Source organism: Micromonospora sp. WMMD1102 (assembly GCF_029626265.1).
Lineage (GTDB): Bacteria > Actinomycetota > Actinomycetes > Mycobacteriales > Micromonosporaceae > Plantactinospora.
In genome coordinates this window covers 5,178,771-5,204,296 of sequence record NZ_JARUBN010000001.1, presented here as the reverse complement: position 1 = coordinate 5,204,296, position 25,526 = coordinate 5,178,771, and the positions used below count along the sequence as shown (strand labels likewise).

Here is a 25,526-nt window from a genome sequence, read left to right as displayed (position 1 = left end):
AGTGTGCCGGTCATGCGGGTGCGGTCGGCGGGGTGTGCTCGGCGGGTCCGGGTCCGGGTGCGGGTCCGGGTCCGGGTGCGGCGGCGTCGGGGTCGGACCGTCGCCGCTGCCGGACCAGGCTCACCGCGAGCGGCCCCGCGACGACAAGCATGGCCAGCCCGCCCCAACCGGCCGACGCGGGCAGGCCGAGGAAGACCGCGTGCGCGAGCAGGCTACCGGCGTACGTCCAGAGGTAGAGCAGGTACATCGGGGCATCCGGATCGGTGCGCAGGCCGGCCTCCCGGTCGGCGGCGAGTCCGGACGCCCGGCCGGCGACCGGGCCGAGCAGCGCCATCAGGAGTACGGCGAAGACCAGCCAGCCGAGGTAGTTGCTGACCGGCACGTCCGGCACTCCCGGCAGGGCCGGATCCGGGTCTCGCCAGCTCCAGTAGCCCTCCGCGACCATCTGCGGATCGAGGAACAGGTCCCAGCCGGCCAGCCCGACCGCGGCCAGGACCACCCGACCCGGACCCGGCCGGGTCAGCCGGACGGCGGCGAGCCAGGCGGGCCAGGCCATCCAGGTCCAGGCCAGCGGGATCACCAGCGGCACCCCGAGCAGCTTCGGACCCAGCTCGCCGGAGTAGGCGTACCCGCCGAACGGCACCCCGGTGGCCACACCGAGTGCCTCGACCGCCAGCCCACCACCGGTGGTCACCAGCAGCAGTCCGGCGGCCACCCGGGAGCCCCGGGTGAGTAGGGCGTGGCTCACCGAGAGCAGGAAGCCGAGGCAGACGGTGGCGACGGTCAACCGGGCCCGGTCGGTGCCCCCGGTCAGTGGATAGCCGATCTGCGCCAGCACCAGTACGCCGAGCAGCAGCCAGCTCAGCCCTCCGGAACGCCGTACCGCGCCGGTCATCGGTCCGGCGAGGCCAGCGGCAGGTCCCGGCCGAGCACCGCGAAGGCGCGCTCGTCGCCGGGAAAGCGGAAGTCCCGGAGTACGTCGACGAAGCCGAAGCGCCGGTAGAGCCGCCAGGCCCGGGAGATCCGCTCGTCCGCCTCCGGGGTGGAGAGCAGCGTCGTGCTCCCCTCGGCCATCCCGAGCAGGGCTCGCAGTTGCCGGGCGCCGAGCTGGTGCCCCTGGGCGGCCGGCCGGACGTGCAGCTCGACCACTTCGAAGCAGTCGACGAACCAGGTCTTGCGGGCGTCACCGGAGAGCGCGTTGTAGACCTGGTCGTGCCACCACTGGCCGGGCGCGGAGAGATAGCCGTAGCCGAAGCCGACCAGGTGGCCGTTGGTGCTGAGGGTGGCCACCGCGCGGAACCCCCGGCGTCGTACGTGGGTGGCGATGTAGCCGCGCCGCGCCTCCAGCAGTTCGGCCCGGTAGCCCATCGCCTCGCCGTAGACCGACACCACGTCGTCGAGCCGCCGGGCGAGATCGTCCGGTTTCCACGGCACCAGCCTCATGGTCGTGCGCTCCTCACTGAACCTTCTTCGACCTCTGTCGGGTGAAGGAGGTTGCCTTCCTGGCCGGCGTCGGGTTCCGGGTCGCCACCGGGCCCGGCCCAGCCGAGCACCGCCGGGTCACCGGCGAGACCGCGTACCTCGAACCGCGCGAACAGCTCCTCGGCGTACCAGCGTTGCCGGGGCGTACGGGTGACGACCGCGCGGTGCTCCGGGGAACGGTACGCGAACCGGCGAAGGTCCGTCGCGCTCCGCCAGACGCTTACCGTGCCCTGCCAGCCGATCGGCGCCTCGCCGACACCGAACCGGGCCAGCAGGCCGGGAGCCTCCCGCAGTGCGGCGGCGACCGGCGGGACGGCCCGCCAGAAGGTCGCGGCGCGCGACGGCCGCAGCCGGGCCCTGGTGAGCGCCAGCACCGGACCGCCGGGGTCCGCGCCCGCCGCGGTCGCGCCCTCTGGTGTGGCGCCTGCCGGTGTCGAGCCGGCCGGGGGCGAGTCGTTCCGGGCCGGGCGGGGGACGTCGAACGGCTCGACCCCGGACCACCGGCCCCGGCTGGACAGGGGCCGCAGGTCGAGCCGGGCAGCGGCCAGGGCGAGGTGTCGCCACGCCCGCCCCACCGGGGACTCGTCGAAGGCGGCGGCCTGCTCCGGGTCGGCCCAGACGACAAGCGCGGCCCAGCGGGTCGGGTCGGCGTCGGTGGGCCCGAAGCCGGTACCCGTGCCGGTGCCGAGCAGCTTGCCGAACCGTACGCCGGGCACGGCCCGCAGCCGCCGCCGGTCGACGGCCATCCGGGTCAGTACCCGGGGCAGGGCGCGCGGCGCCACCCGCCAGACGTGCAGGGTGACCAGCCGTACCGGGGTCGGGTCGCCGGCCGGCCCGCCGGGCCCGGCCGTGTCGCGGTCGGGCCGGCTCACGCCACCTCGGCAGGGTTGCCGGCGGTGATCCGCAGCAGCTCGGCGGAGGTGGTCGGGAAGACGGCCCGGGGCACCCCGCCGGCCGCCCAGATCTCCGGGTAGCCGGCGAGCGCGGTGTCGACCAGGGTACGGATCGGCTTGGGGTGCCCGAGCGGAGCGACTCCGCCGATCGGCTGGCCGGTGTGCTCCCGGACGAACTCCGGGGTGGCCCGGCGCAGCGTGGGCAGCCCGAGGTCGGCGGCGACCCGGCCGGTGTCCACCCGGTGCGCCCCCGAGGTGAGCACCAGCAGCGGCTCGCCGCCCGCGTCGAAGATCAACGAGTTGGCGATCTGGCCCACCTCGACGCCGAGGGCGGCCGCCGCTGCCGCCGCGGTGTGCACCGCCTCGGGCAGGATCCGGACCCGGCTCGGTGCGCCGGAGCCGTCGAGGGCACCCGTGTTGTCCAGCGCGTCCTGCACCGCCTGCACGTTCGGATGTGGCTGCATAAGCTCTATCTTGCCTGTCGGCCGGCCGGTCCGACGAGCACCGCCAGTCGACGCGGCGGTGTCCCGTCCGCGGCGGTATAGTCAGCTGCCGCCGTCCTGGTAGAACAGGAACGTGACGCTCAACCTCTGTCCGGACGTATCGGCCGCCGACTGGCTCACGCAGGGTCACCTGCCGTGGCAGCAGCTCGTGCTCTTCGGCCCGGCCGGCTTCGACACCTATGCTCGGCTTCGGCTCCTGCCCGATCCGATTCGCCCCGGACAAAGCGAGAACGACGTCGAGGCGGACGACTGGCGCACCCGAACAGCTACCCAGACTCTTCGAAATACTGGCCGTCCACACCGCCACCGCCGATGATTGCTACGTCTGCATCTGGGACGGCTGGGGCACCGCTGAGCCCACCATCGGCGACGACGCGGTGTACACCACCACCGCGCTTGCGGATCACCAACTCGAAAAAGGGACAGACGTCCGGCCGGGGCTCGCGCCCAACCACGGCGCCTCGCCCGCAATCCCCGGCGTGGCGAAGGTGGTGGTTCCCCACCGCGAGTACTGGCTATTCCGTGGTCCCCTGCCCAGCATCAGCAGTACTGACGCCGCTCAGGCTCACCTGGGACAACGTGAGCAACCGGCATTTGTCTGGCCCGCCGATCATGCCTGGTGCTTCGCGCAGGACGTCGATCCACACTGGGCCGGCATCGGTGGCTCCTCACCGATGATCCACCAACTCATCGCCGATCCGCGCCTTGACGTGGTTGCTGCCGACCCCACCGAGCAACAGCCCTTCTACCGATAAGGGCCTGGAAGAAGGGGTTCCGGTGCTCGGCGTGTCGGCAAATGATCAGCAGGGGTGCTCCATGAACTCCGCCGCCCGCTGACGCCATCACCAGGCCGGGATGCGCGTCGAGTGGGTCGACGAGGACGACCCACAGGCCAAGTAGGTCCGGACAAGGCCACGCTCGTCCGTCCACGTCATCTTGGCCGAGCGCTGGTCATCGCTCTGAACGCTAACCAGGTTGAGCCGGACGGAACCGTAGGTGTCCCGTCCGGACGAAGGTGGCCACGTCCGGACAGGCGGTGCGACTCGACGATGGTGGTACGGACGGAATGACCTTCGACCGGGGCGCCGGGAGAATGGCACAAGTAAGTTGATCCACTATGACGGTATTGCGACGAATTCTGCTGGTGGCGCCGCTGTTCCTGCTCTCCGGAGCGGCGATGGTCCTGCTGGCTCCGGGCGGGCTGGGCGATCCCCGGCCCCGGGTGGTGACCGAGGGGCCGTCCGCGGCGGCGTACCGGGGGATGGCCGGGCGGGCCGGTGAGCTGCCCGGCTGGCTGCACACCCCGGGCGAGTACGCCGCCGCAGCCGGTCTGCTGGTCCTCGCCGGACTGCTGGCCAGGGTCGGCTGGCTCGGCTGGCGGCGGCACCGTACCTCCGGTGCGCTCGGCGTGCTGCTGGTCGGCGTGGGCACGGTGTTGGCGTACCTGGTCAGCGAGGGGGTGAAGCTGGTCGTCGACCAGGAGCGGCCATGCCGGGCCTTCGCCGACGTGTCGACCTGGGTGGCCTGCCCGCCGGTCGGGGACTGGTCGTTCCCGAGCAACCACGCCACCCTGGCCGGCGGGCTGGCGGCCGGACTGGTGCTGCTGGCTCCCCGGCTCTGGTATCTGGCGGTGCCGATGGCCGGGGCGGTGGCGGCGCTGCGGGTGGCGACCGGCGTGCACTACCCGCACGACGTGCTCGCCGGGCTGCTGCTCGGTGCCACGGCCAGCGCCGCGCTGCTGATCGCGCTCCGGCCGGCACCGACCTCCCCGACCGCCCCGCGACCGGCGCCAGGTCACTGACCGCCCGCCGACCGGCGTCGGGTCACTGGCCGTCCGGCGAGCGGGTGCCAGGTTCCGGTGGGACGCCTCAGCGGGAGGTCGCGACCACGTCGGGAGCGGGTAGGGGTGGCGGGGCGGTCGGCGGCGGCTCGGTGGTCCGGGCCGTCTCGGCGAGGGCGACGCCGGCCAGTACCAGCAGGCCGCCGCCGAGCTGGGCGGCGTTGAGCGCCTCGCCGGCACCGAGGACCAGCCAGGCGACCGCGGCGGCGATCACCGGCTCGATCATGCCGAGGATGCCGACGCTTGTCGCCGGCAGGTGCCGCAACGCGCCCGCCACCAGCAGGAAGGGCAGGATCGAGCCGAGCAGCACGACGTACCCGCAGAGCAGCGTGACCGGCAGTCCGCCGCTGCTGCCGGCCAGCGGCGCCCAGCCGCCGGTGCCGTGCGTGACCGCCCGGGTGAGCAGCCCGGCCACGGCGGAGGCGCCGAACGCCCAGGTGGTCAGGGAGAGCGTGTCGTGCTCCCGGACACCCCGGGCGCCGAGCAGGTAGTAGCCGGCCAGCAGTACGGCGGCGCCGAGGCCGGCGAGTACGCCGAGGCCGTCGAGTTTGAGTTCGCCCCAGACCTCGGCCACGCAGGCCAGGCCGGCGAGGCTCGCTGCCAGGCCGGCCCAGAGCCGGGGGCGGACCCGTTGGTGCTGGACGAAGCGGGCCCAGAGCGCGACCAGCAGCGGAGCGGTGTACTCGAAGAGCAGCGCGATGCCGACCGGCAGCCGGGAGATGGCGACGAAGTAGAGCATCGGGGTCAGGAAGAACCCGGCCAGGCCGTAGCCGACCAGCAGCGGCAGTTGCCCCGGGGTGATCCGGAGCCGGCGGGGGCCGGGCCGGAGCAGCAGGCTCAGCGCGAGCAGTCCGGCGAAGGCGCCGGCGGCCCGGACCAGGGTGAGCTGCGCGGCGTCGACGCCGGCCCGGAGCACGAGCTTGGAGACGGTGCCGTTGACGGCGAACAGCGCGCCCGCCGAGAGCACCATCAGCACGCCGAGGGCGGGTCTGCGAGTCGTCACCGGAAGAGGGTAGCCGCAGGCCAAGTCAGGGGCGAAATAAGTTTTGGTCATTACCGTGTCGAACGTGCTCCGGTGCGGTCGGGCGGAATTGGCTGGTCCGGGGCGCGGTCGTCGACGGGGCCCATTGACGACGTTGACTAGATTGAAACGATTCGATACGTTGCCGACGTTGGGAAAAGCCTTTCCGGCCGCCCTGTCCGACCGGCCTGTCCTGCCGGCACGCCGTTCTCGGCGTACCGGCTCCGGTTGCCGGATCAGCCGGCCAGCGGGTGCCGGTGCCTGACGAACCCTCCCGGACCGTCACCCGGCACCGGTCTCTTTCCCGGCCACCGTTCCCAGTTCAGGAGGACCGATGACCCGCACCACCACCCTCACCGCCACCCTCGCCGGCGTCGACCGGAGACCACCCGACCGCCGGTCGCGACGACGCGGCTGGCGAACCGGCCTGGTCACGGCGCTCACCGCCGTACTGGTCGGCACCGGCGCCGGGGTCGGGCTGCCGACCGCGGCGGCGGCCACCATCGACACCAGCGCCCACTACGTACTCGTCTCCCGGCACAGCGGCAAGGCGCTCGACCTCTACAACCTGGCCACCAACGACGGTGCGCCGATCGTGCAGTGGGCCCGCAACGACGGCAACCAGCAGCAGTGGCAGTTCGTCGACGCGGGCAGCGGCTATTACAAGATCAGGTCGCGGCACAGCGGCAAGTTCCTGGAGATGCCGAACGCCTCCGACGGCACCCAGCTGATCCAGAATCCCGACAACGGCAGCACCCGCCAGCACTTCGGCGTCGCCGACTCCGACGGCGGGTACGTACGCCTGATCAGCCGGCACAGCGGCAAGGCACTTGACGTCTGGGAGTGGTCCACCGCCGACGGCGGGATCGTCGCCCAGTACCAGGACCTGGGCGGCCACAACCAGCAGTGGCAGATGATCCGGGTCGGCTCCGGCTCCGGGAACGCCGACTGCGGCAGCGGTTCGTACAACGCCGAGGCGGTACTGAACGGCAGCACCTGGACCGCCCGCAACGGCGGCAGCACGGTCTACGCCGGCAACGACATGCGCTCCGCGGTGCAGGCCGCGGTGAACAGCCTGTCGTCGGGGCGTACCTCCAAGCAGCGGGTGGTCGTCCGCGGCTCGGGTTCGGTGAGCGCCAACTCCCGGATCTCGCTGCCGAGCTACACGGTGCTGGACGTCTGCGGCACGATGAACGTGACCGGCTCTGGCTCCGGTGACCAGGCCCCGGTCTACGCCCGGGGCGCCACCGACGTCGAGGTGCAGCACCTCAACCTGACCGGGTCGCCGCTCTACGGCATCTTCATGCGCAACGTCAACAACCTGACGCTGGGTCAGATCGACATGCGGCTCTCCAGCGGCCTCGGCGTCCGGATCGACAACCACGGCGGCGACCGGGCGGTCAAGGTCCGCAACATCCGGATCGACAACGTGTACGTGCAGGGCACCAGCAGCCAGGGCGTCGAGACGTACGGGGTGGACGGGCTGACCGTCGGCACCGTCACCGCGCGCAACGTCGGCGAGTCCGGACTGCTGCTCAACGACACGATCAACGCCACCGTCGGTACGGTCGACGCGGACAACGCCGGCGCCGGCACCGGGTACGCGGCGTTCCGGATGGCCAACCGCAACGGCCGGGTGGGCAGCAGTTACCCGACGAACATCCGGGTCGGCAACGTGGTCGCCCGGGGTGGCGGGCGCGGCATCTTCTGCGTCTCGGAGAGCGGCGGCGCGGTGATCGACCGGGTGACCATCTCGAACACCGGCAACAACTCGATCCTGATCGAGAACTGCTACAACGTCGCCGTCGCCGGGCAGTCCGGGACGGTGACCGGTGGTGGCGAGGTCCGGATCGCGGCGCGGACCGAGTTCCCGCTCTCCTCGAACATCACCCTGCAGAACCTCACGGTGACCAACACCAGCATCCGGCAGAGCCCGTGTGGCGGCGCCAACAACGTGATCCGGAACGTCACCCGGAACAACTCCTCGTTGACCTGGTGCTGACCCGTACCCGACAACCAGGCCGGCGGTCCGCGTTCGCTTGCGTTTTTGTCGGTGCCGGGGTGTACTCTCTCCAGTAGTTAGAACGAGTGTTCGAGTGGGCAGAGTTCGATGCGAGTCGGCCCGCCGGTCGGGCACCCGGTCTGACGCCGGGGGTGGCGTTCGCGGCGTAACCCCTGAGTGCGGTTTCGCGGACCGCACGGGATCCCGGATCCGCGAGTCCGGGCCCACCAGGCAGGTCGTCGCCCGCCGCCCACGACCCCCGGGCGGCGGGCGACGGACCCGCCGGTTCGGCCGGTCGGGTGTGGTGTGGGGAAGCGTCCACATCCGGCCGGCTACCACCGGTGCGTCTTCCTCCGCAGCGGGCTAGTTCGACGTGGTGCGTCGCCTTCTCGGCCGCCGCGCCGGCAACGACCGGTGCGGTCGTTGCGGCCGGGCAACGGTGACGCGGTGAATGGGTGACTCGGAGGAGACAGTCCCATGCCGACCAGTCAGGCTCAGCAGCCGACGGTGCCGTCGCACGTGCTGCCGCACCGCACCCCTGCCCAACTACTCACGATCGCCCGGAGAGGGCTGGCGGAGGCCGCCGAGACCCGCCCCGACGGCCTGCGGTACGCCGCCGCGCACCTGGCCGCGCTGCGGGCCGCCGCGGCCCTGCTCGCCGCCCGGGCCCGTCCCGCACCCACCCGCCGGAACCGGGTCACGAGTGTCTGGGCACTGCTGGTGGTCGTCGCCCCGGACCTGGGGGAGTGGGCCAACTACTTCGCCACCGGAGCCACCAAGCGGGCCGCCGCCGAGGCGGGCATCCCCCGGGTGGTAAGCGCCCGGGAGGCCGACGACCTGCTCCGCGCCGCCGAACAGTTCGTCGCGGTGGTCGAGGTGGCGCTCGGCGTGGCACACCAGCCGGCGCTCGACGGCATGGCCGCCTGAGAAAACGACCGCCGATCTCCTCCGACACGGAGGAGATCGGCCGGCTCGAACGCTCTGCCTACGGAAATTCTGCCAACAGGAACACGGCGACCAACGGGAACACGGGGGGTGTGGTCGACGATGGCGGGGCGGATGGTGCTCGGTTCCACCGCCCTGGCCGGGCTGGTCCGACCGGCCAGCGGCCCGGCGACGACCGATCCGCACCGGACTCTGCCGGTGCTGTCGGAGCTGGCGGGGCTGTTACCTCAGCGCGGGTTGCGGCGCGGCAGCACCGTGGCGGTCGGCCGTCCCGGCTCCGGTGGTGGCACCTCGTTGATGCTGGCGCTGCTCGTCGAGGCGTCCCGGGGCGGGGCCTGGTGTGCCGTGGTGGGGATGCCCACGCTCGGCGCGGTGGCCGCCGCCGAACTCGGCATCGCGCTGGACCGGCTCGCCCTTGTCCCCCATCCCGGCCCGGAGTGGGCGACAGTGGTCGCCGCCCTGATCGACGGAGTCGACGTCGTGGTCGTGGCGGTACCCGGCACGGTCTCCGGTTCGGTCGCCGACCGGCTCGCCGCCCGGGCGCGGCAGCGCGGCAGCGTCTTCGTGCCGTACGGCCACTGGACCGGGGCCGACCTCACCCTCCAGGTGCTGCGCGGCCGGTGGGAGGGACTGGAGTCCGGACGCGGCAGGTTGCGGCGACGGGAGGTGACCATCTCGGCCCAGGGCCGTGGTGCGGCGGTACGCCCCAAGGAGATCCGGGTGTGGCTGCCGGGTGACCGCCGGACGGGGTCGGCGGCGCGGGTGCCGGCCCCGGCCGGGTCCACCGCCCGGCGTGGATCGTTCACCGTCGTCCGGGCGCGGTGACCGTTCCGCCCGCCCGGTCGGTGACCGGGCGGGCGGAAAACGACGCCGAGCGGGCGGAGCCCCGACCGGAAGCCCGGTGCGGCGGGCCCGGCCGGTGGGCAGGCCCTACAGGCCCTGTAGACCCTTGAGCATCTCGGCGAAGTCGGCGGTCTCCGACGCGGCCGGAGTCTCGATGTTCACCGGCTTGCCGTAGTCGGTGTAGTCGATCTTCATGTCGCTCATCGTGCCCATCACCATGTGCGCCCGACGCGGCAGGTACTGCTCGTCCACCCAGAGGTCGATCTTGACCTCCTTGACGCCGTTCTTGGTCAGCTCCTGCTCGACCGCCTTGCGGGTGTCGGCGTCGACCTGCCCGAGATAGGTCGCCACCGGGGAGGTGACGGTGTAGTGGACCGTGGCCACCCCGTTCACGGTCTCCTCGCCGACGACGGTGGTCCCCTCGGTCGCCAGCAGGGTCTTGACCTGCTTGGTGGGGTCGACGTCCTCGAGCTGCTTGGTGAAGTCCATCCCCGCCTGTGCGCCGGCGGCGCCCAGGTCCATCTTGAACCAGCGCTTCCCGTCCATGTCCGCGCGGTCCGCCTCGGGCACCTCGACGTAGACGACGGCACCGATCATCCGGATCGTCGTCGGAGCGTCGGTGGGACCCTCCATCGTCATCTCCGCCTTGACCGGGTCGCGCAGGTCCAGGGCGCCCTTCATCTTGATCTTCTCACCGCCCGCCGTGCCCTCCATGGTCATGGTCACGGAATCGGTCGAGTCGGTCTTGTCGACGACCTTCTGCAGCGAACCCTTGAGGTCACTGGCGAGCTGCTCCAGGACGCTCGGCTGCTTCGACGACTCGCCCGGTGCGCCCGCGTCCGAGCCACAGGCGGTCAACGCCAGGGCCGAGAGTGCGGAGACCGTCAGGACCGCGGCGTTCTTCCAACGTGACAAGTGACAGCCTTTCCCCGAGAAGGTGGTATCTCCGGTTGAACCGGCGACACGCTACCCCACCGGTGCAACCCGGGACGGGCCGGCACATGGGGGCGGGCGGGTGCCGGAAGCCGAAGCCGCCGGTGACCAGGACGGCGTGCGAAGGGGTTCGTGGCCGATCTGCCGGGGTGGGTCAGCGCGAATCGAACACACGTTCTAAGATCGCATATCTGCTGGTCGAGGGAGGTGTGGCGATGGCGCCGGTGCGGACGATGCTGCTCTGGTGCCCCGACTGGCCGGTGATCGCGGCGGAGATCGTCGACGGGGTGCCGGCGGCCACCCCGGTCGCGGTGCTGCACGCCAACCGGGTGGTCGCGGCCTCCGCCTCCGCCCGCGCCGAAGGGGTACGCCGGGGCCTGCGCAAGCGGGAGGCGCAGAGCCGCTGCCCCCAGCTGACCGTGCTCGACCACGACCCCGGCCGGGACGTACGCGCCTTCGAGCCGGTGGCCGCCGCCGTCGAGGAGGTGGTGGCAGGGGTCGAGGTGATCCGCCCGGGGGCGTGCGCGGTCGCCGCACGCGGCCCGAGTCGATACTTCGGCGGCGAGGAGCAGGCCGCCGAGCGGATCGTCGAGCACGTCGCGCAGACCTGCGAGGTGGAAAGCCAGATCGGCATCGCCGACGGGGTCTTCGCCGCCGGCCTGGCGGCCCGGTCCGGCCGGGTCGTCCCACCCGGCGACACCGCCGGCTTCCTCGCCGGGCTGCCCGTCGAGGCGCTGGGCCGGCCGGCACTCACCGACCTGCTGCGCCGGCTCGGCCTGCGTACCCTGGGTGACTTCGCGGCGCTGCCGGCCGGGGACGTGCTGGCCCGGTTCGGCTTCGACGGGACGCTGGCCCACCGGCTGGCCGCCGGCCGGGACCACCGCCCGCTCGCGGTCCGCAGCCCGCCGCCCGACCTGGCGGCGACCGAGACCTACGACGACCCGCTAGACCGGGTCGACGCGGCGGCCTTCGCCGCCCGGACGCTCGCCGAACGGCTGCACGACACCCTCGCCGGGCACGGCCTCGCCTGCACCCGACTCGGCATCGAGGCGGTCACCGCGCACGGCCAGGAGCTGCGCCGGGTCTGGCGGCACGACGGGCTGCTGACCGCGGCGGCGATCGCCGACCGGGTGCGCTGGCAGCTCGACGGCTGGCTGACCGGGACCAGCCGGCGTCCCGGCTCCGGTCGGGTCGGCCCGGCCCGGCCGACCGCCGGGATCATCCGGCTGCGCCTGGTCCCCGAGGGGGTGCTGGCACACGTCGGACTGCAACCGGGGCTGTGGGGCGAGACCGGGGCGGAACGGGAGCGGGCACACCGGGCGTTGAGCCGGGTGCAGGGCATCCTCGGCCCCGAGTCGGTGCTGACCGCCGTGCTCGGCGGTGGCCGCTCCCCGGCCGACCAGGCCCGGCTGGTGCCCTGGGGCGACGAGCGGGTGCCGGGCCGGCCGGCGGCGCCGTGGCCGGGCCGGCTGCCGTCGCCCGCACCGGCGATCGTGCTGCCCGAGCCGCTGCCGGCGGCGGTCTACGACGCCGCCGGTGAACTCGTCCGGGTCACCGCCCGGCTGGCGGTCAGCGCGCCGCCGGCCCGGCTGGAGGTGGCGCTCCCGACGGCGCGACCGCCGGTCGACGGGGTCGCGGCCGTGCCGTCCGGCACACCTGTGGAGATCGTCGGCTGGGCCGGCCCGTGGCCGGTCGACGAGCGCTGGTGGGCACCGGCCGAGGCCCGCCGGCAGGCCCGCTTCCAGGTGGCCCTCACCGACGGTACGGCGCTGCTGCTCTCCCTGGCCGGCGGCCGCTGGTGGGTGGAGGCCGTCTATGACTAGATCGTCCGCACCGGATCGGCCGCGATGAGCTTCCACAACCCCGACCTGCCCTGGTCGGAGCTGGAACGGGTGCTCTCCGGCCGGCCGGCCCGCCGGGGCGGGCACCTGCACGTGGTGGACCCGCTCGCGGTCGACGCCGACGGCGGAGACTCGCCGGCCTGGACCCGCAAGCGCCCCGGCTACACCCCACCGGAGCTGCCCGCCCCGGCCGAGGGCGCGGTGCCGTACGCCGAACTGCACGCGCACACCAACTTCAGCTTCCTCGACGGGGCCAGCCACCCCGAGGAACTGGCCGAGGAGGCGGCCCGGCTCGGGCTGACCGCGCTGGCGGTGACCGACCACGACGGGTTCTACGGGGTGGTGCGGTTCGCCGAGGCGGCCCGGGCACTGCGCCTGCCCACCATCTTCGGCGCCGAACTCTCGCTCGGGCTGCCCGGACCGCAGCACGGCGAGCCGGACCCGCTCGGCCGGCACCTGCTGGTGCTCGCGCACGGCCCGGAGGGGTACGCCCGGCTGGCCCGGACCATCGCGCGGGCGCAACTGCGCGGCGGCGAGAAGGGCCGCCCGGTCTACGGCGAGCTGGAAGAGGTCGCCGCGCAGCTGCGGGACCACGTACTCGTGCTGACCGGCTGCCGGAAGGGCACGGTGCCGGCGGCGCTGCTCACCGAGGGGGTCGAGGCGGCAGCCCGGGAGTTGGACCGGTTGACCGCGCTGTTCGGGGCCGAGACGGTGGCGGTGGAGCTGACCGACCACGGCGACCCGTACGACGGCGACCGCAACGACGCGCTCGCCGAGCTGGCCGGCACCGCCGGGCTGCCCACGGTGGCCACCAACAACGTGCACTACGCCACCCCGTCCCGCCGCCGGCTGGCCACCGCGCTGGCGGCGGTACGCGCCCGGCGCAGCCTGGACGAGATCGACGGCTGGCTGCCGGCGGCCGGTACCGCCCACCTGCGCAGCGGGGCGGAGATGGCGGCCCGGTTCGCGGCCTTTCCCGGCGCGGTGGCCCGGGCCGCCGAGTTCGGCGCCGAACTGGCCTTCGACCTCAACCTGGTGGCGCCGAGGCTGCCGGACTACCCGGTGCCGCCCGGACACACCGAGATGAGCTGGCTGCGCGAGCTGACCATGGCCGGCGCGCTGCGCCGCTACGGCCCGCGCGGCGCGCACCCGGAGGCGTACCGGCAGCTCGACCACGAACTCGGGATGATCGAGGCGCTCGGCTTCCCCGGCTATTTCCTGGTGGTCTACGACATCGTGAAGTTCTGCCGGGACAACGACATCTACTGCCAGGGCCGGGGTTCGGCGGCGAACTCAGCGGTCTGCTACGCGCTCTGGATCACGAATGTGGACGCCGTCCGGCACCAGCTCCTCTTCGAGCGCTTCCTCGCCCCGGAGCGGGACGGGCCGCCGGACATCGACGTCGACATCGAGTCCGACCGCCGGGAGGAGGTGATCCAGCACGTCTACGCCAAGTACGGCCGGGAGCACACCGCGCAGGTCGCCAACGTCATCTCGTACCGGCCCCGGTCGGCGGTGCGGGACGTGGCCAAGGCGTTCGGCTTCTCGCCCGGTCAGCAGGACGCCTGGAGCAAGCAGATCGACCGGTGGGGCAGCGTGGCGGCGGTCGACGTGGCGGACATCCCCGAGCACGTCGTCGGGTACGCCAACGAGCTGCAGACTTTTCCGCGTCATCTCGGCATCCACTCCGGCGGGATGGTGATCTGCGACCGGCCAGTGATCGAGGTCTGCCCGGTGGAGTGGGGGCGGATGCCCGGCCGCACGGTGTTGCAGTGGGACAAGGACGACTGCGCCAGCGTCGGGCTGGTCAAGTTCGACCTGCTCGGCCTCGGCATGCTCGCCGCGCTGCACCACGCGCACGACATGATCGAGTCGACCCTCGACCTGAGTGCGATGTCCCTGGACGACCCCGAGGTCTACGCGATGTTGCGGCGGGCCGACTCGGTCGGGGTGTTCCAGGTGGAGAGCCGGGCGCAGATGGCCACCCTGCCCCGGCTGAAACCGGAGTGCTTCTACGACCTGGTGGTGGAGGTGGCGCTGATCCGGCCCGGCCCGATCCAGGGCGGCTCGGTGCACCCGTACATCCGGCGCAAGAACGGGCTGGAACCGGTCACCTTTCCGCATCCGCTGATGCGCAACGCGCTGGAGAAGACCCTCGGGGTGCCGCTGTTCCAGGAGCAGTTGATGCAGCTCGCGATCGACCTGGCCGGCTTCGACGCCGGTCGCGCCGACGAGCTGCGCCGGGCGATGGGGGCGAAACGCTCGGCCGAGCGGATGGCGCGGATCCGGGACCGGCTCTACGCCGGGATGGCCGAGCGGGGCATCAGCGGCGAGGTCGCCGACGACGTCTACCTGAAACTCTCCGCCTTCGCCAGCTACGGCTTCCCGGAGAGCCACGCGATGAGCTTCGCCTACCTGGTCTACGCCAGCTCCTGGCTCAAGCGCTACCACCCGGCGGCGTTCCTGGCCGCGCTGCTGAATGCCCAGCCGATGGGCTTCTACGCGCCGCAGACCCTTGTCGACGACGCCCGCCGGCACGGCGTCGAGGTACGCCGCCCGGACATCAACGCCAGCAACGCCAAGGCCACCCTGGAAACCACCCCGGAAACCCGGTGGGGGAGCGCGCCGGGCGAGTCGCCGCACGAGTGGGGGTTGGGCGGTCCGGCGGTCCGGCTCGGGCTGGCCGGGGTGCGTACCCTCGGCGACGACCTGGCGGAGAAGATCGAGCGGGAGCGGACCGCGCACGGGGCGTACCGGGACATGCCGGACCTGGCCCGCCGGGCCGGCCTGACCGCCGGGCAGCTGGAGGCGCTGGCCACCGCGGACGCCTTCGCCTGCTTCGGGCTGACCCGCCGGGCCGCGCTCTGGGCGGCCGGCGCCGCCGCGCAGGACAAGCCGGACCGGCTGCCCGGCACCGTCACCGGAGCGGAGGCGCCGACCCTGCCCGGGATGGACGCGGTGGACCGGCTGGTCGCCGACGTCTGGGCCACCGGGCTCTCCCCGGAGAGCCATCCGGCGCAGTTCGTCCGGGAGCGGCTCGACGCGGCCGGCGCGGTGCCGATCGCCCGGCTGGCCCAGGTCGATCCCGGCACCCGGGTCCGGGTCGGCGGCATCGTCACGCACCGGCAGCGACCGGCCACCGCTGGTGGGGTCACCTTCGTCAACCTGGAGGACGAGACCGGGATGCTCAACGTCACCTGCTCACCGGGGCTGTGGCAGCGCTACCGGAAGGTGGCCCGGAACAGCGCCGCGCTGCTGGTGCGGGGCAGGCTGGAGAAGCACGACGGGGTGATCAACCTGGTCGCCGACCGGCTCGACGCGATCACCCCACCGGTCACCCCCGCCTCCCGCGACTTCCGCTGAGGTGTAAGGAAGGGCCCCTTCTTATACAAAAAGCGATAAGAAGGGGCCCTTCCTTACACCCGGGCCCGGCCCTCGGACGGGGGCGGTCGGGTGGCTTAGGCTCGTCGGGTGGAGCGAACTCAGAGCCGTCCGGCCGGCCCGGCGGGCGGCCCGCGTACCGCCGTGGTCTGGACCGTGCTGCGCCGCGAGCTTGCCCGGCAGCAGGGCCGGACGCTCACCGTGCTCGACGTCGGCGGCGGGACCGGCGGCTTCGCGGTGCCGCTGGCCGAGGCGGGCCACTCGGTGACGGTGGTCGACGCCAGCCCGGACGCGCTCGCCGCGCTGACCCGGCGGGCCGCCGAGGCCGGGGTCGCCGATCGGGTACGCGCGGTGCAGGGCGACGGTGACGCCCTCGCCGGACTGGTCGAGCCGGCCAGCGCCGACCTGGTGCTCTGTCACGCCGTACTGGAAGTGGTCGACGATCCGGCCGGGGTGGTCGGGGCGATCGGCACCGCGCTGCGCCCCGGCGGCGCGGCCAGCGTACTGGTGGCGAACCGGGCCGCCGCGGTGCTGAGCCGGGTCACCAACGGGCACCTGGAGGTCGCCGCCGCGCTGCTGCGGGACCCGGCCGGGCACGCCGGACCCCGGGACACCCTGCGCCGGCGGTACGACGCGGACGGCGCTGCCGCGCTGCTCGCCGACGCCGGGCTGACCGTGGAGCAGACCCACGGGGTGCGCGTCTTCGCCGACCTGATCCCGGCGGTGGCCGCCGAGGCGGATCCGCCGGCCCTGCTCGACCTGGAGCTGGCCGCCTCGGCCCAGCCGCCGTACCGGGACATCGCCGCCCAACTGCACCTGTTCGCCCGCCGGCCGGCATGACGAGCCCGGTCAACCCGCTCGACCTGGTCCGGCCGCACTACTTCGGCGGCAGCCTCGCCGACGTGCTGCCCAGCGCGCTGTCGGTACTCGGCGTACCGGCCGGTGGGGCGGCGGACCGGGCCGACCCGCTGGGGCTGACCGGACAGCTCGCCGGGGTACGCCGGATCGCGGTGCTGCTGGTCGACGGCCTCGGCTGGTACCAGTTGCCGACCGCTGCCCCGCACGCGCCGACGCTGGCCGACCTGGCCGCCCGGTTCGGACGCCCGCTCACCTGCGGTTTTCCCTCCACCACCCCGACCAGCCTGGTCAGCTTCGGCACCGGCGCCGCGCCCGGCGCGCACGGGGTGCTCGGCTTCCGGGTCAACGTCCCCGGCACCGACCGGGTACTCACGCACATCAACTGGCCGCGCTCCCTGGTCGACGGTCCGGGCTTCCCCGGCGGCGGACCGGGTTCACCGGTCGGCGGCGACCGTCCCGGGGGCTCCTGGCCGACGGCGGGTGCCGTCGACCCGACCGGTACGGCCGGACGGTTTGGCCGCGGCGGGCCGCCGCCGAGTCCGGGTGGTCCCGGGCCTGCGGGGTCCCCGGGTGGTCCGGGGCTTGCGGGCTCCCGGGGTGGTCCGGAGCTTCCGGGCTCGTCGGCCGAGCCGGAGCTTCCGGGGTCCCCGGCCGGCGACGTGGTGCCCAGGCCGGCCGCCGGCTTCGGCGACGATCCCGATCCGCGCCGCTGGCAGCCGCTGCCGACCCAGTTGCAGCGGGCCGAGGCGGCCGGGGTCGCGGTGACCGTGGTGAGCCGGCCGGCGCTGGCGAACACCGGCCTGAGCGTGGCCGCCTACCGCACCGGGTCGTACCGGGGCGCGGACGACGCCGACGCGCTGGCCGGCGAGATGCTCGGCGCGCTCACCGCCGGCGACGGCCCGACCCTGGTCTACGGCTACCACCCGGAGGTGGACCGGCACGGCCACCTGAGCGGGATCGACTCCGCCGGATGGCGCGACGCGGTCGCCGAGGTCGACGCGCTGGTCGCCCGGCTTGTCGACGGACTGCCGCCGGACGCGGCACTGCTGGTCACCGCCGACCACGGCCAGCTCGACATCCCACCCCAGGGGCGGTACGACCTGGACACCGATCCCCGGCTGCGCGCCGGGGTCCGGGTGGTGGCCGGCGAGGCCCGGGTCCGCTACCTGCACACCCTGCCGGGGGCGACCGCCGACGTGCTGGCCGCCTGGTCGGAGGTGCTCGGCGAGCAGGCCTGGGTGGCCAGCCGGGCCGAGGCGGTCGCGGCCGGCTGGTTCGGCCCGGTACCCGAGGCGCACCTGTCGCGCATCGGCGACGTGGTGGTGGCCTGCCTCGCCCCGACCGTCGTGCTCGCCTCGAAGACGCACAACCCGATCGAGACGACCCTGGTCGCCTACCACGGCTCGTGCACGGCCACCGAGATGACCATCCCGCTGCTGGTCGTACCCCCGCCCCGGGGCTAGCCGTTCACGCCGGTCACGACGGCCGTCCGGACCAGTCGCCCGCGCGCTGGAAATGCTCCGCCCATCCGCGACATGTAAGAGGTGTCACCCCGGACAGGGAGAGGGGCACGCACCCGTGGACGACGAGCGGACGGCTCGTTTCGAGGCGATCTACGCGGACATGTTCAGCCGGATCCTCGGCTTCGCCCTGCGCCGGTGCGCCGGTCCGGAGGACGCGGCCGACGTGGTGGCGGAGACCTTCGCCATCGCCTGGCGCAGGATGGACGCGATACCGCCAGGGGATCAGGCCCGGCTCTGGCTCTACGGCGTGGCCCGGAACGTGCTGGCCAACCACCACCGGCAGATCGCGCGCCGGCACGACCTGTCGGCGGCACTCGCCGCAGAGGTGGCCCATCTCTATCAGCCGAGTGCGGAGGAGAGCGCTGAGCTCGGCACGATCGGCGAGGTGCTCCGCGGCCTGCCTGACGACGACCGGGAGATTCTCTCGCTGGTCGCCTGGGAGGGCCTCGAACGGCGAGATCGCAAAGGTACTGGGATGTTCACGCAACGCGGTACGGGTCCGGCTGCACCGGGCGCGCCGCAGACTCGCCCGGGAACTGGCCACGGCGGGTGTGCAGACAGGCTGGCTGGCGATGTCAGGGAGGGAGACCCGGTGAGCGACACCAGGCGGGCGGAGCGTCGGTTGGTCGGTCTCGCCCGGGTACGCGACGAGGAACTTGCCGGCTTGGCGGCCGGTCCCGCCGCCCGGGCGCTGCTCTCCTCGATAGTGGCGGAACCGGGCCACCCGCCCGTGCCGACACCGGTGTACGGCCGGTCGTCGCGGCCGGCCCGCCGGCTGGTGCTGGCGGCCTCAGCCCTGCTCGCGATGAGTGTCGCGGTGGTGGCCGGCCCGAGCCTGCTGCCCGAGCGGATCGGAAAGGCGACGTCCTACGCCAACTCGGCCATCGAGATCAGGCAGGAGGGCGACTTCTTCGTTGCCCGGATCAAGGACCCGCTCGCCGACCGGTCCCGTTACGTCGAGGCGTTCCGGGCGGTCGGCAAGGACGTCGAGATCGAGCTGGTTCCGGTCTCGCCGAGACTGGTCGGGGTACGGATCCAGGCGGGTGGCGACGGTAGTGGCCAGGTACGGGCCTCCAGCGAGCTGGTCAGCGCCGGCCCGACCCCGGTCGACTGTGCGGTGACCCCGGCGAGCTGCACATTGGTGATCCGGATCTCCACCGACACCACCGGGACCGTCCGGTACCGGGTGGGGCGGGCTGCCCTGCCGGGCAAACCGACCCAGGACCCGGCCGTTCCGTCGGGTGTCCCGGCCCCGCCCAGAGGAGGAGCCGGCGGTGGCACCGGCAACTGACCCTGTCGCCAGCCACGAGCACTGCGCCGCCTCCCTGCGCGCTCGTGGCCCACTGGTGCGCCGAACGTCAGATCGGAGCAGAAGATGAGATCAGCCAGGATCTGTGCGGCGTTGCTGGCCGCCGCGACGGCGTTCGCCCTGCTGGGCTGTGCGACCGAGTCGACGACGAACGACGCCCTGCCGCAACTGCTGGCCGATCCGAAGCTGGTGGTGGTGCGCTGCCTGGTCAAGGCCGGCCTGGTACCGCCCGACTACACCGTGCAGAAGCTCAGCGCGTTCCTGGAAGGTGCCGTCGAGGACATGACCGACTTTGACCCGACGCATCCCGAGGCGCAGAAGTGTCTGACCGCCGGTGGGATCGCCCTGCTGATCGACCGGACCCCGGGCAGCGGTTGAGGCCGGCGCGGGCCGCCGAGACCCGGGACGCCCGCCGCCGTCACGCCGACGCCCTTCGGGCGACCCGGGACTGCTCGCCCCGGCTCGCTCACCGGTCGGGTCAGGCCCCGGCGGTCGCCAGTCGGGCCAGGTGCTCGTCGGTGAGGGCCAGGTCGAGCGCGGGCAGTGCGGCGGCGTACTGCTCCGGGGTGCGCGGGCCGAACAGGGTGACGAACTGCGGGTCCCGCTGGTGCAGCAGCCAGGCCAGCACGAGCTGGGTGCCGGTGACGCCCAGCTCGCCGGCCAGTTCGGTGACGGCGGCGAACCGGGCCTCGGCGTCGGCCCCCGGGTAGGCCTCCATCACGTGGTGGTCGCGGCGCTTGGCCAGGTCGTCGTAGCTGCCCTTCAGGATCGGCGAGTATGCCACCAGGGTCACGTCGTCGTTCGTCCGCAGGTAGTCGAGCTGCTCGTCGTCCACGATGGAGAGCGTGTCCGTGCCGGGGTGGGGGCGCACGTAGGAGTGCTGCTGTTGCAGGGCGACCGGCGCCGGCCAGCCGTGCCGGTCGGCGAGCTGCCGGATCCGTTCCAGCCGCCAGCTGCGGACGTTGGACCAGCCGACGTACCGGGTCTTGCCGGCCGCGACCAGCCCGGCCAGCGCCTCCAGGGTCTCCTCCAGCGGGGTGTTCCGGTCGTCGGCGTGCACGTAGTAGAGGTCGACGTGGTCGGTGCCGAGCCGGCGCAGGCTGTCGTCGAGCGCCCGGCGCAGGGTGTCGCCGCCGGCCCCCTCGTACTGCCCCCGGGTGACGCTCAGGTCCGGCTGGTCGCGCACCAGCTCCAGGTTGTCGATCCAGGCGCCGCCCTTGGTGGCCAGGAACACCTGGTCGCGCCGGCCGGTGCGGGCGAACCAGCGGCCGAGCAGGCTCTCGCTCTCGCCGCCCCGGAACGACGGGTCGGGCCACCAGGCGTAGCAGTTGGCGGTGTCGAGGAAGGTGCCGCCGTCTTCCAGATAGCGGTCCAGGATCGCGTACGACGACTTCTCGTCGGCGGCGGTGCCCATCAGCATGCAGCCGAGGGCGAACTGGCTGACCTGCTCGCCGGTCTGCCCGAGCGGTACCGTCTTCATCGGATTCCTCCCCCGTGTCCGGTGTGGCGGTGACCGCCAATGTTAGAGCCGCACCCGGTCGGGGACAACCGCGAGTGTCGATGCGGTGGCGGCGTGTTCCGATCTCGTCGTACCCCCGGGTTAACCTGCCGGCATGGGTCGCAGCCAGTCCGTGCCACGCGGCACCGATCCGCGCTTCGGTGCGGACGCCGACGACTCCGGCTCGCCGATCCTGCACGTCGACATGGACGCCTTCTTCGTCGCCGTCGAGGTCCGCCGCCGTCCCGACCTGCGGGGCCGGCCCGTCGTGGTCGGCGGGGTCGGCCCGCGCGGCGTGGTCAGCTCGGCCAGCTACGAGGCCCGGGCGTACGGCGTGCGCAGCGCGATGCCGACGATGCGCGCCCGCGCGCTCTGCCCCTCGGCGGTCTTCCTGCCGCCCGACTTCGGGCAGTACACGGCCGCCTCCCGGGCGGTGATGGAGATCTTTCGTGACGTGACCCCGCTGGTCGAGCCGCTCTCGCTGGACGAGGCGTTCCTCGACGTCGCCGGGGCGCGCAGGCTGCTCGGCCGGCCGGCCGAGATCGCCCGGCTGATCCGGGCCCGGGTCGTCGAGCAGGAGCGGCTGACCTGCTCGGTCGGGGTGGCCCCGACGAAGTTCGTGGCGAAGCTCGGCTCCACCCGGGCCAAGCCGGACGGGCTGCTGGTGGTCCCGGCCGACAAGGTGCTGGAGTTCCTGCACCCGCTGCCGGTGGAGGCGCTCTGGGGGGTGGGGGAGCGGGCGGCAGAGACGCTGCGCCGGCTCGGCCTGCGCACGGTCCGGGACATCGCGCAGGCGCCGGTCGGGATGCTCCGGGGCAGTCTGGGCGACGCGGCGGCGACCCACCTGCACGAGTTGGCCTGGGGCCGGGATCCCCGCCGGGTCAGCCCGGAGCACACGGAGAAGTCGATAGGCGCCGAGATGACCTTCGAGACCGACGTGGCCGACCCGGAGGCGATCCGCCGGGCCCTGCTCGCGCTCGCCGAGAAGGTCGGGGTCCGACTGCGCCGGGCCGGGCAGGTCGGCCGGACGATCTCGATCAAGGTCCGGTTCGCCGACTTCCGGACGATCAACCGGTCCCGCACCCTGGGTGGTCCGACCGACGTGGCCCGGGAGGTGTTCGACACCGCCTGGGCGTTGTTCGACGCTCTCGGCCCCGGTGACCGGATCCGGCTGATCGGTGTCCGGGTCGAAGGGCTCAGCGACGGCGACCAGACACCCCGGCAGCTCGCGCTCGGCGCGCCCGAACACGGCTGGCGGGACGCGGAGGCCGCGGCGGACGCCGCCGCTGCCCGATTCGGGCGTTCCATGGTGCGCCCGGCGAGCCTGTTGGGGCACGCCGACCAGCGGCGGACGGAAAATCCGACGCGGCCATAGGTCGTCCCGCTTTCCGACCCGCGACCCCCCTCGTAGACTGGCGGGTAAGCAGCCGGTTGGCTGCCACGGTCTGTCGGTCCGAGCGGACCGGCCAACGTGACCGGGGAGGAGTGCCGTGCCGCTCTCGGAGCACGAGCAGCGGCTGTTCGAGCAGATCGAGCAGTCGCTTGCCGAGGACCCTAAGTTCGCCTCGGCTGTGCGCGCCAGCGATCCGCGTTTCCACGCGCGGCGTCGCCTGCTCGTCGCGGTCAGCGTGATCATCGCTGGCCTTGCATTGGTCGTCTACGGCACGGTGAGCAAAACTCCGCTGCTCGGAGTGGCGGGCTTCGTGGTGATGCTCGGCGCGGCCGCGTTCGCGATGCTGTCGCAGCGCAAGGCGCAGTCGCCGGACCTGCACGTGGTCGGCGGCACCACCAGCCGCCGCGTCCGCAGCGGGCGACGCTCGTCGTTGATCGACCGACTCGAGGAGAGGTGGCGTCAGCGGCCGGAAGGCCACCGCTGACCATCGCCCGTCCGTGGGGCACGCCCCGCTGACGGTGTCGCCGGGTTCCGTCCCGGCGACCTGTGGCAATTCTCCATGCCCCTGACCCGGTTGCCGCCGGCCCGCCTCCACCGGCGCGTCCGACATTTGACACATTGTGTGCGCATGGCGAGGGCCCACTCCGCGCGTCGCGGGTGGGCCCTTGCCATGCCGCCGAGACCCCCGGCCGATCGGCCGGCGGTACGGCTCAGGTCAGCGGGACGCCCGTCCGGCGAGTACCCGTCGGGGATTCCAGCGCAGCAGGTGTTCCCGGAGCCGGCCGGTCAGCCCGACGAAGTTGGCCGACAGGTCCACCGCCGCCATCCGCCAGCGGAACAGCACCGAGGGCGGCAGGGTGGCCGCCACCAGCCGGGTACGCCGGTCCGCTCCGGCGCGCAGCGCCCGGCGTACCGAGCGGAGAGCGTCGGCGAGCGGACCGTGCCGCAGCGGCTCCCGGGCGTACCTGGCGCGTTCCTCGGCGTGCCCGAGCAGGCGTACCGCCTCGTCGGCGCCGTCGCCGGTCAGCCCCTCCCGGACCAGCCGGTCGGCGGTGGCCCGGGGCGTCTCCGCCGGATCCACCCGGACCCGGAAGTCGACAAGGGTGTCGACCAGTTCGTCCCAGGCGGCGTGCGCGTCGGCCCGGGCCCTGGCCAGCTCGGAGTCGCTGAGCACCACCCGGGCCACCCCGGGCGCCTCGTCCCGCGCCGCCGCCACCGGGGCGAGGGTGCTGGCCGAGGCGGCGGCCCGGGCCTGCCGGCGGCGCCGCAGCAGCGCCCGGCGCAGCGCCGGCACGGTCAGCAGCAGGACCAGCAGCAGCACCCCGGCCACCACCCAGAGCGGCCAGTTCGGCCCGCTCTCCGGGGCGACCCCGGCGGTGCCGTCGAACGCCTCGTCGAGCGGCCGATCCGACCCGTCCGCCGCCGCCGGGCCGGCCGACGGGTCGGCGCTCGGGTCGGTCGACGTGCTCGGGGAGGTCGGGCTCTGCTCGGGCGCGTCCGGGTCCGGCGCCCATTGGGAACGCCACGAACCGGTGATGCTGGCCGCCGGTGTCGCGTCGAACGGCACCCAGCCGATGCCGGTGAAGTAGACCTCGGTCCAGGCGTGCAGGTTGTTGTTGGTCAGCGTGTACGTGTTGGCGGAGCGGTTGGCGCTGGTGAAGCCGAACGCCACCCGGGCCGGGATGCCCGCCTCGCGGACCAGCCAGGTCATCGCGGCGGCGTACTGCTGGCAGAAGCCGACCTTGTTGGTGAGGAAGTTGACGATGTCCTGCCCGCTGGTCCCGCCCTCGGTGTTCAGCGCGTAGCTGAAGCCGTTCTTCCGGGAGAAGTGGTCGTAGATCGCCCGGACCCGCTCGTAGTCGTTCCGCTTCCCGGCGGTCAGCCGGGCGACCAGCTCCTCGACCTCCCGCACCGGCTCGACAGTGGTGTAGAGCTTCCGGAAGGCGTGCTCGGGGGCCAGCGTCGGTGCCGCCGAGAGCGCCGCCGGGGTGTACTCCGAGCGGACGAAGTCGAAGGAGTACTTCCGGTTCCGCGACGACGCCCGCTCCGAGTAGACGACCTGCATCGTCGCGTCGTAGCGCCAGTTCCCGTCGATCTGGCGGAAGCCGACCGGGGTGGTGTAGACCGGCAGGAACGGCATGGCGAAGTCGAGGATCTCGACGTCCGCGCTGTAGGACTCCCGGGTGATGCCGGCGATCTCCCGGCTCACCTCGCGCGGGTCCGGCAGGCCCTGGGTCACCGGGGGCCCCTCCGGGGAGCGAGGCCCGAAGCCGGTCCGGGAGAAGTCGTCGGCGACGGCGAAGCGCAGGTAGAACGGGTCGGGGTCGTTGGTGTTCACCCGCACCATGTCGCGCTGCTCGGAGCGGTTCAGTTCGCCGCTGAGCTGGGCGAAGAGGTTTACCCGGCCCGGCGAGCCACCCGCACCGGCCCGACCGCTGCCGTCACCGCCACCGCCACCGGCGTTGATCTGGCTGAGCAGGCCCGAGGTCATCCCCGGTACGGCCAGAGGCAGCAGTACGGCCACCGCGACACCGATCACCGCCAACCGGCGGCCGGCGGCGGCCAGCGGGGACGGCTCCCACACGTCCACGTCGCGGCCGTCACCGGTGAACCGGCGTCCGAAGTGACGGACCCGGTCGACGTTGTCGGCGGCGAGCAGCCAGAGGAAGCCGGCCGCCCCGATCACGAACGGCACCGCCGAGACGCTGTCGACGTGCACCGCGACCGGCACCGAATAGATCGCCAGCATCGGCAGCCCGGCCAGGGCGGGACGGCGCAGCCCGACGGTGAGCAGGTCCACCACGATCGCCACCCCGCCGACGCCGAGCGCGGTCAGGAAGAGCAGCGAGTCGAGGTCCTGCACCGGTACGCCGTACGAGCGCATGTCCTCGCCGGAGCTGGCCAGCAGCGAGCCGAAGTGGGTGAGCGTGTCCGGGGTGGGCAGCAGGGCGAACAGCTCCTGCCCGCTCGGGAAGATCCAGGTCAGCCCGAACAGCAGTGCCGCCACCATGCCGAGCCCCTGGGCCCAGACCGGTGCCCGCCACCAGCGGGTCAGCGTGCCGGTGCCGGCGACCAGCGCGACGACTACCGCGCACTGCACCAGCCAGGTCCACCGGTCGTAGATGGTGGACATCGGCGCGGCGGCGAGCAGGGTGGCCCCGGCCGCCACGAATCCCAGATGTCGGCGTCCCCTCATCAGATCTTCCCGTCCGTGCCGGTACTGCCGTTCCGCCTCATCGCCGCCTCGTCCCGTCCCGTCAT

At 73.3% G+C, this 25,526-nt stretch carries 21 protein-coding genes and 1 pseudogene; 14 read left to right on the top strand and 8 right to left on the bottom strand.

The features are described 5' to 3' along the window. Positions 1-10 precede the first annotated feature (10 nt). The 4 genes and pseudogenes from O7626_RS23240 to O7626_RS23225 form a co-directional block, all read right to left on the bottom strand. The gene (locus tag O7626_RS23240; RefSeq protein WP_278063219.1) at positions 11-895 is read right to left on the bottom strand and encodes a carotenoid biosynthesis protein; all 885 of its coding nucleotides are present in this window, start codon (positions 893-895) and stop codon (positions 11-13) included. Beyond that, positions 892-1,443, bottom strand: a complete 552-nt coding sequence (locus tag O7626_RS23235; RefSeq protein WP_278063218.1) for a GNAT family N-acetyltransferase — start codon at positions 1,441-1,443, stop codon at positions 892-894. Before O7626_RS23235 ends, O7626_RS23240 begins: the two co-directional genes overlap by 4 nt. Positions 1,444-1,541: 98 nt before the next feature. Then, positions 1,542-2,288: pseudogene (locus O7626_RS23230) on the bottom strand (monooxygenase); the annotation flags it as partial. A 62-nt stretch (positions 2,289-2,350) separates the two neighbouring features. Continuing rightward, positions 2,351-2,839, bottom strand: a complete 489-nt coding sequence (locus tag O7626_RS23225; RefSeq protein ID WP_278063217.1) for a YbaK/EbsC family protein — start codon at positions 2,837-2,839, stop codon at positions 2,351-2,353. Between the two features lie 112 nt (positions 2,840-2,951). Here O7626_RS23225 and O7626_RS23220 point away from each other — a divergent pair, with 112 nt between their 5' ends. From O7626_RS23220 to O7626_RS23210, 3 genes are all read left to right on the top strand, one after another. Continuing rightward, a complete protein-coding gene (locus tag O7626_RS23220) occupies positions 2,952-3,194 on the top strand; it encodes a hypothetical protein (protein ID WP_278063216.1) in 243 nt (80 codons plus the stop codon). 61 nt (positions 3,195-3,255) lie between these two features. Further along, positions 3,256-3,633, top strand: a complete 378-nt coding sequence (locus tag O7626_RS23215; RefSeq protein WP_278063215.1) for a hypothetical protein — start codon at positions 3,256-3,258, stop codon at positions 3,631-3,633. 371 nt (positions 3,634-4,004) lie between these two features. Beyond that, entirely contained in the window at positions 4,005-4,679 is a 675-nt protein-coding gene (locus O7626_RS23210) for a phosphatase PAP2 family protein (RefSeq protein WP_278063214.1), read from the top strand. 67 nt (positions 4,680-4,746) lie between these two features. On the opposite strand, the gene O7626_RS23205 is transcribed toward O7626_RS23210, so the two are convergent. Beyond that, positions 4,747-5,721 carry an EamA family transporter gene (locus O7626_RS23205; protein ID WP_278063213.1) on the bottom strand — a complete coding sequence of 325 codons (975 nt, stop codon included), beginning with the start codon at positions 5,719-5,721 and terminating at the stop codon, positions 4,747-4,749. Positions 5,722-6,073: 352 nt separating this feature from the next. Between O7626_RS23205 and O7626_RS23200 the strand changes: the two genes are divergently transcribed. The 3 genes from O7626_RS23200 (at position 6,074) to O7626_RS23190 (ending at position 9,511) form a co-directional block, all read left to right on the top strand. Next, positions 6,074-7,741: an RICIN domain-containing protein gene (locus O7626_RS23200; RefSeq protein WP_278063212.1), complete on the top strand. Its 1,668-nt coding sequence runs from the start codon at positions 6,074-6,076 to the stop codon at positions 7,739-7,741. Positions 7,742-8,218: 477 nt separating this feature from the next. Beyond that, the gene (locus tag O7626_RS23195; RefSeq protein WP_278063211.1) at positions 8,219-8,668 is read left to right on the top strand and encodes an SAV_6107 family HEPN domain-containing protein; all 450 of its coding nucleotides are present in this window, start codon (positions 8,219-8,221) and stop codon (positions 8,666-8,668) included. A 120-nt stretch (positions 8,669-8,788) separates the two neighbouring features. Continuing rightward, positions 8,789-9,511 carry a hypothetical protein gene (locus O7626_RS23190; RefSeq protein ID WP_278063210.1) on the top strand — a complete coding sequence of 241 codons (723 nt, stop codon included), beginning with the start codon at positions 8,789-8,791 and terminating at the stop codon, positions 9,509-9,511. Between the two features lie 105 nt (positions 9,512-9,616). Here the strand turns inward: O7626_RS23190 and O7626_RS23185 are convergent, their stop codons facing one another. Continuing rightward, positions 9,617-10,444, bottom strand: a complete 828-nt coding sequence (locus O7626_RS23185; RefSeq protein WP_278063209.1) for an LppX_LprAFG lipoprotein — start codon at positions 10,442-10,444, stop codon at positions 9,617-9,619. Between the two features lie 233 nt (positions 10,445-10,677). On the opposite strand from O7626_RS23185, the gene O7626_RS23180 reads away from it, so the two are divergent. From O7626_RS23180 to O7626_RS23155, 6 genes are all read left to right on the top strand, one after another. Beyond that, on the top strand, positions 10,678-12,285 hold the full coding sequence (locus O7626_RS23180; RefSeq protein ID WP_278063208.1) for a DNA polymerase Y family protein: 1,608 nt from the start codon (positions 10,678-10,680) through the stop codon (positions 12,283-12,285). A gap of 24 nt (positions 12,286-12,309) precedes the next feature. After that, the gene (locus O7626_RS23175; protein WP_278063207.1) at positions 12,310-15,666 is read left to right on the top strand and encodes an error-prone DNA polymerase; all 3,357 of its coding nucleotides are present in this window, start codon (positions 12,310-12,312) and stop codon (positions 15,664-15,666) included. A gap of 108 nt (positions 15,667-15,774) precedes the next feature. Beyond that, positions 15,775-16,524, top strand: a complete 750-nt coding sequence (locus O7626_RS23170) for a methyltransferase domain-containing protein (protein WP_278063206.1) — start codon at positions 15,775-15,777, stop codon at positions 16,522-16,524. After that, complete coding sequence (locus O7626_RS23165; protein WP_278063205.1) at positions 16,521-18,005, top strand: alkaline phosphatase family protein; 1,485 nt, start codon at positions 16,521-16,523, stop codon at positions 18,003-18,005. Before O7626_RS23170 ends, O7626_RS23165 begins: the two co-directional genes overlap by 4 nt. Before the next feature lie 115 nt (positions 18,006-18,120). Further along, positions 18,121-19,356: an RNA polymerase sigma factor gene (locus O7626_RS23160; protein WP_278063204.1), complete on the top strand. Its 1,236-nt coding sequence runs from the start codon at positions 18,121-18,123 to the stop codon at positions 19,354-19,356. A gap of 84 nt (positions 19,357-19,440) precedes the next feature. After that, positions 19,441-19,752: a hypothetical protein gene (locus O7626_RS23155; RefSeq protein WP_278063203.1), complete on the top strand. Its 312-nt coding sequence runs from the start codon at positions 19,441-19,443 to the stop codon at positions 19,750-19,752. Positions 19,753-19,852: 100 nt separating this feature from the next. Here the strand turns inward: O7626_RS23155 and O7626_RS23150 are convergent, their stop codons facing one another. Beyond that, positions 19,853-20,854 (bottom strand): aldo/keto reductase, encoded by a 1,002-nt coding sequence (locus O7626_RS23150; RefSeq protein ID WP_278063202.1) that lies wholly within the window; start codon positions 20,852-20,854, stop codon positions 19,853-19,855. Between the two features lie 133 nt (positions 20,855-20,987). On the opposite strand from O7626_RS23150, the gene O7626_RS23145 reads away from it, so the two are divergent. Then, on the top strand, positions 20,988-22,247 hold the full coding sequence (locus O7626_RS23145) for a DNA polymerase IV (protein ID WP_278063201.1): 1,260 nt from the start codon (positions 20,988-20,990) through the stop codon (positions 22,245-22,247). 115 nt (positions 22,248-22,362) lie between these two features. Next, positions 22,363-22,749, top strand: coding sequence for a DUF3040 domain-containing protein (locus O7626_RS23140; protein WP_278063200.1), 387 nt, complete (start codon positions 22,363-22,365; stop codon positions 22,747-22,749). A gap of 231 nt (positions 22,750-22,980) precedes the next feature. Here O7626_RS23140 and O7626_RS23135 read toward each other — a convergent pair whose 3' ends face one another. After that, entirely contained in the window at positions 22,981-25,461 is a 2,481-nt protein-coding gene (locus tag O7626_RS23135) for a DUF3488 and transglutaminase-like domain-containing protein (RefSeq protein WP_278063199.1), read from the bottom strand. Positions 25,462-25,526: the final 65 nt, after the last annotated feature.